Below are 6,706 nucleotides of genomic sequence, written 5' to 3'. Positions count from 1 at the left end.
CGTGAGGCAGTTGCCGAGGTAGTTGCGGACCGTGCCGACCGACAGCCGGACCGTGTCCGCGATGTCCGCCACGGTCTGGCCCTCCGCGGCCAGCCTCAGCACCTCCGTCTCCCGCGGGGTGAGCGGGTTGGCGCGGCTCTCCCACGCCGCCAGCATGAGCTCGGGCGCGATCACCCGCTGACCGGAGGCCACCTTCCTGATGCCCTCGGCGAGGGCGTCGGGAGCGGCGTCCTTCATCAGATAGCCGCTCACCCCCAGCTCCACGGCCTCGCGCACGGTGGCCGCACTGCCTAGGCTCGTCAGCAGGAGCGTCCGGCAGGACGGCAGCCGCTCGTGCAGTTCGGCGGCGACCTGGAGCCCGCTGGTGTCGGCGAGATTGACGTCCAGCAACGCCACGTCGGGGCGGTGCCGCAAGGCGAGAGGCAGGACCTGCGCGCCCTCGCCGGTGTCCGCGACGACCCGCAGATCGCCTTCGAGACCGATCAGTTCGATGAGCGCGGCCCGGATGAGATGCTCGTCGTCGGCGAGGAGCACACGTATCACTGGGCCTCCAGCAGTCGGACGGGGCCCGTCCGTTCGCACGAGCCGTACTCGTGAGTCTATGCACTCGGCCTCGAGCGCGGCCTGAGCGTTCTCCGGCCGGTGCGAGGATGCCGGGAGGGCCGGAGAGGGGCACGGGACGTGGGGCGTGAGGAGCGGGAGACGGTCGCTCGGGGGACGCGGCTGTACGAGGCCGCGCGGGCGCTGGCCGGGGACCACGCGCGGGCGGTCGAGGCCGTACGGGCGGTGCTGAGGCCGATCCACGACGCGGCGGTGGAGCGGGAGCTCGACGCCATCCCCGTGGCCCGGCTGCAGGACGTCACCGAAGGGCGGCTGCGGCTGGGCAGCGTCGAGAAGCACGGGCCGCGCACCGTGGGCGGTGTGCTCGACGCGGGCCCCTACCGGCTGCGGCAGATCCCCGGGGTGGGGCAGCGCACCGCCGACCAGATGCTCGCCGCCGCCCGGCGGCTCGCCGAGGCCGTGCACGAGACGGTGGCCGTCCACATCGACGTGGACCGGCCGGAGCCGGGCACCACCGCGCTCGTCACCGCCCTGCACGTCCTGGTGGAGGCGGGCCCCGACGCCCGTCGCGCCGTCGACCGGGCGACCGGCCTGGCCGAACGGCTCGGCCCGCTGCTCCAGGACGCCGGGCCCGCCACCGGGCTGTTCCGGATGCTGCTGGCGGGCCAGGAGAAGAAGACCCGCGCGGCGGCGGCGATCGCCGCGATCAGGACGCTGCTGGACGAGACGGACCGGGCGGGCCTGCCCGAACTGCTGGCCCAGGCCTCGGTGGACCTGCTCCGCGGACCGTCGTCCGACGTCGCGGCCTGGGTCGACTTCGAACTCCGTTCCGCCGAGTACTACAGCCTGCTCGCCGAGATCTCCGGGCGGCCCCCGGACACGGCCGCCGCCGAGGGCTTCCTGCCCGACGAGATCGCCGAACGGGTCCGCACCCAGCACCTCGACGACACGCACCGGCGCGTCTCCCTGCGCGGCTACCAGGCGTTCGGCGCACGGTTCGCCCTCGCCCAGCGCACGGTGGTGCTCGGCGACGAGATGGGCCTCGGCAAGACCATCCAGGCGATCGCCGTACTGGCCCACCTGGCCGCCGAGGGCCAGAGCCACTTCATGGTCGTCTGCCCGGCGGGCGTCCTCGTGAACTGGACCCGGGAGATCGAGGCCCGCAGCGCCCTGCGCGTCAGGGTGCTGCACGGCCCCGGCCGGCACGACGCGTTCGCCGACTGGAAGGGCCGCGGCGGGGTCGCGGTGACCACGTTCGACGCGCTGCGCGGTTTTCCCGTGCCGGGCGGCGGGGAGGTCGGCCTGCTCGTCGTCGACGAAGCACACACCGTCAAGAACCCGCAGGCCAAGCGGTCCCAGGCGGTCGCCCGGTGGACGCGGCGCTGCGGACGCGCCCTCTTCATGACCGGAACCCCGATGGAGAACCGGGTCGCGGAGTTCCGCAACCTGGTCCGGATGCTCGACGACGAGGTCGCGGACGCCCTCGGCGAGAAGGACGCGCTCGCCGGATCGGTCGCCTTCCGCAAGGCCGTGGCCCCGGTCTATCTGAGGCGCAACCAGGAGGACGTGCTGACCGAACTCCCCAGCCTCCAGCAGACCGACGAATGGGAGGAGCTGAGCGCGTCGGACGAGGCGGCCTATCGCGACGCCGTACGCGCGGGCAACTTCATGGCGATGCGCAGGGCCGCCTACGCGCGCCCCGAGAGGTCGGCCAAGCTGGACCGGCTCCGGGAGATCGTCCGGGAGGCCGGCGAGAACGGCCAGAAGACGGTGGTCTTCTCCTATTTCAAGGACGTCCTCGGTGTGGTCGCGCAGGCGCTCGCGGCCGTCGACGGCGCCCCGGTGTCCGGTCCGCTCACCGGAGCCGTCCCGGCCGGGCGACGGCAGCGGATCGTCGACGACTTCACAGCCGTCCAGGGCCCTGCCGTGCTCCTGGCGCAGATCCAGGCGGCCGGCATCGGCCTCAACCTGCAGGCGGCCTCCGTCGTCGTCCTGTGCGAACCCCAGATCAAGCCGACCGTCGAACACCAGGCGGTGGCCCGGGCGCACCGGATGGGCCAGGTCAGACCGGTCCGCGTGTACCGCCTGCTCGCCACCGGGGGCGTCGACGAACGCCTGGTGAAGATGCTGGAGGCCAAGACCCGGCTGTTCGACACCTACGCCCGCCGCAGCGCCGTCGCCGAGGCCACCCCGGACGCGGTCGACATCTCCGACACCGAGCTGGCGCGCCGGATCGTCGAGGAGGAGCAGGCACGGCTCGGGGTGACGGACGAGCGCCTCACACCGTGAGGGAGGTCAGGGCCGCCCACAGCAAGGGGGAGTGGGCGGGCGTGCCCCCGGCGCGCCAGCGGGCCAGCTGATCGCGTTGCCACTCGGCGAGCCGGCGGACGGGATCGGGGTCCTCGTGCGCGGTGTCCACGGCGACGATCGCCTCCGTGAGGGGACGGACGGACTCGGGGACGCCGGCCAGGGTGTGGAAGGCGAGGCTGGTCGGCAGCGGCCAGCGGGTGGCCGTGACCAGGTCGGCGCCGTTGTGGAGCATCGCCGTGGCCAGGCCGAACGACTCGGCGAACCGCAGATCGCCGCCGCTCTCGCAGCCGATCAGAGCGACCCGCGGCGGCGCGGGCCAGATCCGGGCGCCCGGCTCGCCGTCACCGCGCAGGGGCAGCGTGCCCAGCAGGAGGTCCTTGGCGGACAACGGCCGGTGCGTACGGACCGGTTCGGCCAGGCCCACGGCCTCCTCGCCGCAGCTCAGGTGAAGGGCGCCGTCCTCGCTCTGGCCGCCCTCGACCGGAGCGCCGCTGACGTGTCCGACGTACAGCAGTCTCCGTGCTCCCTTGCGGAGTACGGCGCCCAGCCAGTCCCGGTCCAGATCGGTACGGCGGAACGCCTCCGCCGGGGTGGCCAGGGGCGGCTCGACGGGGCCCGCGTCGAGGCGGGCGCGGACCAGGGAGAGCAGCTCCGGATCCGAGCCGGGCGGGCCGAGGACGGAGCCGAGCGGGGAGTCGGCGCGGAAGCCGGGGATCCGGGGGTCGAGAACGAGGACGACGGGGGCGGCGGGAGCGGATGCCGGGGGTGGGGACGGGACTTCGGGCCCGGAGGTGGGTGCCTGCGCGGAAGCGTCCGTCCGGGCGGAGACGTCCGCGGGCTGGGGGTGGGCCGTCTGCCTGGAGTCGTCCGCGGGCTGGGGGTGGGCCGTCTGCCCGGAGACGGTCGCCCGCTCGGAGACGACCGCCGGTTCACCGGTTCCCGGTCGCCCATGACCCGCCTGCCGCCGCAACGACGTCGGTGCCGTCGTCACCACGTCCGCCAGGTCGAGCAGCCGGGTGTCCTCGGCGTCCACGGCCAGGAGCTCCCAGGGGACCTGCGCGACCCGCGGGGACGGCTGGATACGGACCAGGGGGCGCCCCGCCCGCTCCGACACCTGGCGGATCTGCGCGGTCAGCCCCTGCGGCCACAGCGCCTCGCCCAGCGTCCGCGCGAGCCGCCGTTCGGCGCGGTGGTCGGCGAGCGCGCCCGACGCGAAGGCGCGCCGCATGCCCGCCGCCCCCTCGCCCGCCCCGGGCAACGCCGCGGCCAACTCCCTTACGGCCTCCTCGACTTCGGCGGCCGGGCCGTGCCCCGTGCCGAAGCCCCGGGCGCCGCCCGCCCACGTCCACGTCATGAACAGGTCGCCCGCGTCGGCGAGCCGGACCTGGACCACCGGGCGGGCGGTCAGCTCCTCGGTGTTCCAGAACGGCACCTCCCGCTCGTCCACGATCGGCCGGCCGTACCGGAACTCGGCCGCCGCGATGTACTCCTGGAGCGCGACCCGCCCCGACTCCGCCGACATCCGCACCTTCGGCGGCGGTGCGACCCGCAGCCCGGCGGAGACGGCGGCGTCGGCGGCCACACCGCCCAGGGTCATCGCCCCGTCGGCCTCGGTGTCGCCGCCGTACGCCTTCATGGCCGGTTCGGGAAAGACCAGGCCCTCCCCGGCGGGCACCCCACCTCCCAGCGCCGGCGCCGCCCCCGCGCACCGGTGCTCCACCAACTCGAAGAGCAGCCCCTGGTCCCCGCGCCGCACGGCCAGCCGGAACGCCAACTCCATCGCCCCGTCCGCCAGTTCCAGCCACTGGCCGCGGGCGTGGGCGGTGACGAAGTCGTGGCGGGCCGCGGCCAGGGTCAGGGCCGCGGGCAGGGCGAGGGAGAGGGCGGTGTCGACGGACGCCCGCTCGTGGTCGCCGTGGTCCGTGCGGTTGAGGTTGTCCTCCAGGGTGCGCGCGAGCAGGAGGTCGACCTGCGCGCACCGCTCGTGGATCCGCCGCTCCTGGTAGACGTCACGGGCCTCCTGCGCGAGCCGCTTCATCTCCTGGATGTCGCCCTGTTCGTAGGCGTGTTGGGCGCCCAGCAGCTTGGTGTCGGCGGCGGCTACCGACGCGCCGAGCTCCGCGAACCGCTCCAGGCTCGCCGTCATGAGCCCGTGCGCGCCCTCCAAGTCCCCGCGCAGATCGGCGAGATGGCTGCGGGCCTGCTCGCAGACGGCGAGGTCACCGAACCGTCGCTGCTGATCGAAGAGGGCGGACGCCTCGGCGAACAGCCGCTCCGCACGGTCGAGTTCACCCCGTTCCATGGCGAGGAACGCCCGGTGCGCGAGCAGCGACTGCCGCTCACCCGTGTCGCCCAGGGCCAGGAAGCCGTCCTCGGCGCGGGCGAACCAGTCGTCGGCCAGGTCGTGCCGCCCGGTCGCGGAGCAGATCGAACCGAGGGCGGTCAGCAGGCGGGGGATCACTTCCACCGCGGTCGCCGGAGTGGTGGACAGCAGGAGCGTGGCCTGTTCCTCGGCGGCGCCCCACTCAGCCCGGTCCATCAGCAGGAGCACCCGGTTCAGGCCGAGTTCGGCGGCGCGCAGCCCGTCCGGGTCGTGGAACTCGGGCAGGACGGCCGCCGCCTCGTCGAGCAGGGCGAGCGCCTCGTCCAGATCTCCCGTGTGGCTCAGTACGGCGGACCCGGCGCTCAGTGTCCGCAGGAGGATCTCCAGCCACAGCTGCCGGCCCTGGGGCCCCATCGGCGCCGCCGCGACGCTGTCGAGCAGGGCGCGCGAGCGGTCGTTGGCCTCCTTCGCCCGGGGCAGGTCGGAGGCGTCGAGGAGGACGCTGGTGAGGTCGGCGAGCAGGTGCGCGCGCAGGAACCGTACGTCGGGGGAGTCCTCCAAGGACTCGGCCAGGGCGAGCAGTTCGCCGTAGACGGCGTGTGCGGCCTCGAACTCGGCGGCCATGTGGTGCTCGTGGGCCCGGGCGAAGCCGCCGTCGAAGGGCTCCCCGTACAGTTCCACCCGCGTGGCGTCGGTCATCCGTCAGTAGTCCTCGTTCGTGGCGGCGGCGAGCGTCTCGGCGAGAAACGGCCCCTCTACGTCGTCGTGGGCGCCGTCGGCCACGGGCCGTGCCGCGGCGGCCAGCCGCCGCCGGGCCAGGGCGCGGACCGCGTCACGGCCGGCGCGGGCGTCGGCACCGCCGCCCGGGTCGAACCCCGGGAGCAGGACCGCGACTTCGATGCGCGGCGGCTCGGCCGAGACCGGCAGACCCGGGGGCAGATCGAGGTCCGCCCGCCCGGCCCACACGTCGTCCCGGCGCGCGAGGGCGACCCGGCTCGCCCGACCGTCGTTCACCCGGACCTCCGCGACCAGGGGCACACCGGTCGTGGGGGCGGTCACGTGCGCGACGACCTCGACCTCGATCCGGCGTCGCGCACCGAGCGCCCGGGCGGTCCACGCCACCGCGTGCTCGGCGGCGTCGACGAGGCCGGGCGGGTAGCGGCGCCAGTCGTTCGTCCCCGTGCCCCGGGCGATCAACCGGCCACCGGAACTGGGTGGTTCGCCGGCGGCGAGGGCGTAGCCGTCCCGTCGCACGAACAGAGCGGCGAGGTCGCTACGGCCGTGATCGGGCCCCGCGTCGAGCGCCTCGCGGAGTGCGCGCAGCTCCGGCCCGTCCAGCCCGGCGCAGTCGGCCGCGTCGTCGATCAGGCGCAGGATGTCGTCCAAGTGCCGTGCTGTGGACCCCGGTTGGTGCGAGGCCGTGTGCCACCACCGGAGCAGCGGGGCGAGGGCCGCCGAGTGCTCCTCGATCAACTCGGCCGCGCAGTCGTCGGGTTGGTCTCCGGCGTCGTC

At 74.7% G+C, this 6,706-nt stretch carries 3 protein-coding genes and 1 pseudogene; 1 reads left to right on the top strand and 3 read right to left on the bottom strand.

Annotated elements, in window-relative coordinates; translation table 11 throughout:
* Positions 1-543 (bottom strand): response regulator transcription factor (locus tag ABZ896_RS51550; protein WP_360946086.1); only part of this gene is annotated, 543 nt, incomplete at its 3' end.
* A gap of 138 nt (positions 544-681) precedes the next feature.
* Here ABZ896_RS51550 and ABZ896_RS51545 point away from each other — a divergent pair.
* Complete coding sequence (locus ABZ896_RS51545; protein WP_360946084.1) at positions 682-2,850, top strand: DEAD/DEAH box helicase; 2,169 nt, start codon at positions 682-684, stop codon at positions 2,848-2,850.
* On the opposite strand, the gene ABZ896_RS51540 is transcribed toward ABZ896_RS51545, so the two are convergent.
* Both ABZ896_RS51540 and ABZ896_RS51535 read right to left on the bottom strand, forming a co-directional pair.
* Positions 2,840-5,893, bottom strand: coding sequence for a hypothetical protein (locus tag ABZ896_RS51540; protein WP_360946081.1), 3,054 nt, complete (start codon positions 5,891-5,893; stop codon positions 2,840-2,842). The two genes, ABZ896_RS51545 and ABZ896_RS51540, sit on opposite strands and share 11 nt — an antisense overlap.
* Positions 5,894-5,896: 3 nt before the next feature.
* Positions 5,897-6,706: pseudogene (locus tag ABZ896_RS51535) on the bottom strand (hypothetical protein); the annotation flags it as partial.

Source organism: Streptomyces sp. NPDC047072, from assembly GCF_040643855.1.
GTDB lineage: Bacteria > Actinomycetota > Actinomycetes > Streptomycetales > Streptomycetaceae > Streptomyces.
This window is presented reverse-complemented; position numbering and strand designations above follow the sequence as displayed.

Bases quoted from the DNA above. Each gene is read 5' to 3' on its own strand.
- ABZ896_RS51540 (WP_360946081.1), bottom strand. From the start codon at position 5,893: ATGACCGACGCCACGCGGGTGGAACTGTACGGGGAGCCCTTCGACGGC.